General features: G+C 70.8%; 3 protein-coding genes. All 3 read right to left on the bottom strand.

Translation table 11 applies throughout. The features are described from left to right. Positions 1 to 64: 64 nt before the first annotated feature. The 3 genes from QZV84_RS02130 to purE are packed head-to-tail and all read right to left on the bottom strand — an operon-like array spanning position 65 to position 3,088. Complete coding sequence (locus QZV84_RS02130; RefSeq protein WP_292824619.1) at positions 65 to 1,174, bottom strand: glycosyltransferase; 1,110 nt, start codon at positions 1,172 to 1,174, stop codon at positions 65 to 67. Positions 1,175 to 1,178: 4 nt separating this feature from the next. Beyond that, positions 1,179 to 2,624: an LCP family protein gene (locus QZV84_RS02135; RefSeq protein ID WP_292824621.1), complete on the bottom strand. Its 1,446-nt coding sequence runs from the start codon at positions 2,622 to 2,624 to the stop codon at positions 1,179 to 1,181. Further along, positions 2,621 to 3,088, bottom strand: coding sequence for a 5-(carboxyamino)imidazole ribonucleotide mutase (gene purE / locus QZV84_RS02140; protein WP_292824623.1), 468 nt, complete (start codon positions 3,086 to 3,088; stop codon positions 2,621 to 2,623). The genes QZV84_RS02135 and purE overlap by 4 nt, the downstream gene beginning before the upstream one ends. Positions 3,089 to 3,279 lie beyond the last annotated feature (191 nt).

Consider the following 3,279-nt stretch of genomic DNA (forward strand, 5'->3'; position numbering starts at 1 on the left):
ATGCGGCGCTGCGACACGCCGAACTGGGCGCCTTCCTGGCCAGCAACCCGACCGGACGAAGCCTCTACAGCTCCGCGTGCAGCTGCCACACCCGGTCGGCCGACTCGCGCCACGAGAAGGCGCGGCCGCGGTCGGCGGCGAGCACGCCCAGGCGGTCCACCGCGGCGGTGGATCCCAGAGCCTCGTCCAGCGCGGCACCGAGTGCGTCCGCCGACGCATCGACCAGCATCCCCCCGTCGACGATCACCTCATCATGAACGGGAGAGGATGCCGCGACCACAGGCACCCCGAGCGCCAACGCCTCGAGCACGCGCCAGGGCAATGCCGAACGCTGCGAGGGCGCGACGAACGTGACCGCGCCGCCGAACACGGCCGCGCGATCTTCGACCCCGAGCGCTCCGCGCACGTGCAGGTTGCGCTCGGGGACGCCGGCTGCGGCCGCCAGGTCCGCGATGGCGGGCTCTTCTGCATCGCCGGCGCCGATCACCACCACCGGAAGATCCAGGCCCGCACGCGCAACGGCGGCGAACCCGAGCGCGAGGGCATCGGTCGGAGCCGCGCGACCGGCGAGCAGCACGAAGCCCTCCGGAAGATCCATGACCCGGCGGCGACCGACCTCGTCGACAGGCACCGCGAACCCCTGCGGCGCCGCGCCGGCGATGACCCTGATCCGCTCACCCAGCTTCGCGATCTCGCCGAGCTGCCGCGCCAGCGAGTGCGTGGGAACGACGACCGCATCGGCGTGCTTGACCGCGCGCTTGAGCATTGCGCGGTGCCACCCGACGACCGACTTCGGCCACTCGCCGGGGTCATCCCACGGACCGAGATCCCAGATCGTCACGACGGTCTGGTCGTTGTCGTGCATGCGATCGTGCTTCACGAGGGGCGCCAGGAGCGTCGGCGAGTGGATCATGCCTCCACCGATCCCCGCGCCGACGCCGAGCTGCAGTGCGGCGGCGAGCTCGCGACGAGCCAGCGCGGTGCGGCGCACGCCTGCGAGGCCGGGGACCTCGACCGGACGATCCGCCGGTCCGGCAGGCGCGATGCCTTCGACATCGCAGCCGGCAGGGGCTCCGGCGATCAACCCGCGGGTGAGCTCGCGCGAAGCGAGCTCGAGGTCAGGATCCGTCGGGGCGACCAGCTGGTCGAGCATCACCCGGAGGGTTGCCGTCATCCGCTCAGCCCTCGGGGGTCGGCGTCGGCGTCGGCGGATGCAGCGCCTGTTGCACCAGTTCGTGGATGTACGCGAAGTCGGGCTCGTACTCGTCGATGCCACCCTCGGGCGTGAGCTCGATCGTGGTGACCGGCTGCTCCTTCGCCTTGAGCGCGAGATCGGCCAGGAACGGAAGCAGAGACTGCGGGAGGTCCGTCTGAATGAGGGCCTGCCCGGCGGACGCGACGTCCTGGAATCGGGTCAGCACGACCTGAGGAGTGAACTGCGCCAGGATCGCCTCCTGCAGTTCGCGCTGGCGCTTCATGCGGTCGAAGTCGGACGTGGTGTATCGCGACCGCGCATACCACTGCGCAGTGTCGCCGTCCATATGCTGCGGTCCGGCTTCGATCCAGCCGATCGCCCATTCCTCGGCCGGCTGACCCGCGTACGTCGGCCCCCAGCCTTCGGGCAGGCGCTCCGCGACGGTCACATCCACCCCGCCGAGCGCGTCCACGAGTGCCGCGAACCCGTGCATGTCGACGAAGACGTAATAGGGGATCTCGATGCCGAGCACGCCCTCCGCGGCATCCTTCGTCGCCTCGATGCCGGGCTCCGAGCCGTTCGCAACGGCGTCCGGATACAGCAGATCGCCGTCCTGGCAGACCTCGACCTCGGTGCGGAGCTGGTTGACGCCGCTGCCCCAGCCGCAGCTGGCATCGGCGTGGCCTTCGTGGCCATTCGGGTACTTGTCCTGCATCGGCCCCGCCGAGAACGGCACGTTCGGCATGTCGCGCGGGATGCCGGTGATCGTCGTCGCGCCGGTGGTGGCGTTGACCGAGACGACCGAGATGCTGTCGAAGCGCATGGAGTCGCGGCCCTCGCCGCTGTCGGCGCCGAGCAGAAGGATGTTGTAGTAGCCGTCGCTGGGCGGGACCGACGGTCCGCTCGCGCCGAAGATGGCTCCCAGCGCGCCGCGCGCGGCAGCCACCGTCTGCGCCGCGTAGGCCGCTCCGCCGCTCGAGGCGACCAGCAGTGCGATGGCAAGGGCCAGGATGCCGAACCGCGCCGCCGTTCCCGTCTTGACGAGCCGCACCAGCCGCAGCGTGTCGATCGTCAGCACGAGCCACAGCACCGCGTAGGCGATCAGCAGGCCCTGGATCAGCAGCAGCGCGAACCAGTTGGTGGCGATCGTCAGGAACACCTGCTGCCACAGCAGCGCGGTCAGCGCCCCGAGGATCACCAGCACCCACATGACGAGGGTGGAGCCGAGTCCGATCTTGCCGAGTCGCCGGTTGCCCGCCGCGGCCTGGGCGGACCCGGGCAGCAGGAAGTTGAGGAGCACGAGCCACCAGCCGCGGCGGGTCATCACCTCGCGAGCGGATGCGTCGGGGTAGCGCAGCGGCCGGTCTTGGACGACCTTCGCGGCGGGAATGCGCGTCTGAGCCGGACGCGGCGGACTGGCGATGCTCACAGGGACTCCTTGAGCCGCCGGTTCTTCTCCTCCACCTGAGACTCGAGGTCGCGGGCGTAGTCCTCGATGCGCGCCGCGTACGCGGCATCCGTCGCTCCGAGGATGCGGACGGCGAGCAGGCCGGCGTTCTTCGCGCCGTTGATCGAGACCGTGGCGACCGGCACGCCGGCAGGCATCTGCACGATGCTCAGCAGCGAGTCCAGCCCCTCGAGCGTGGCGAGCTGCACGGGAACCCCGATCACGGGGAGCGCCGTCACCGAGGCGAGCATGCCGGGCAGGTGTGCCGCGCCGCCCGCGCCGGCGATGATCGCGCGCAGCCCTCGGGCGCGCGCCTCGCGGCCGTAGCGAATGAGCTTGTCGGGCGTGCGGTGGGCCGAGACCACCTCGACCTCGTGCGGCACGTCGAAATCGGTGAGGATCTGCGACACGTCGCTCATGACGCGCCAGTCGGAGTCGGAGCCCATCACGACACCGACCAGGGGCGCATCCGACGAGTGCAGCGGCACAGCGTTCACGGGCCCGGTGCGCACGATGGACTCAGTCACCCGACCAGGCTAGGGGGCGAGACTGGAAGAACCCCGCAACGGCGCGGTCCGGCATCCGAATCCTGGACCTGCCTCGTCGCCGAGAAGGTGCCCCCTGCGCCGAGAAGGTG

Source organism: Microbacterium sp. (assembly GCF_011620715.1).
Taxonomy (GTDB): Bacteria; Actinomycetota; Actinomycetes; order Actinomycetales; family Microbacteriaceae; genus Microbacterium.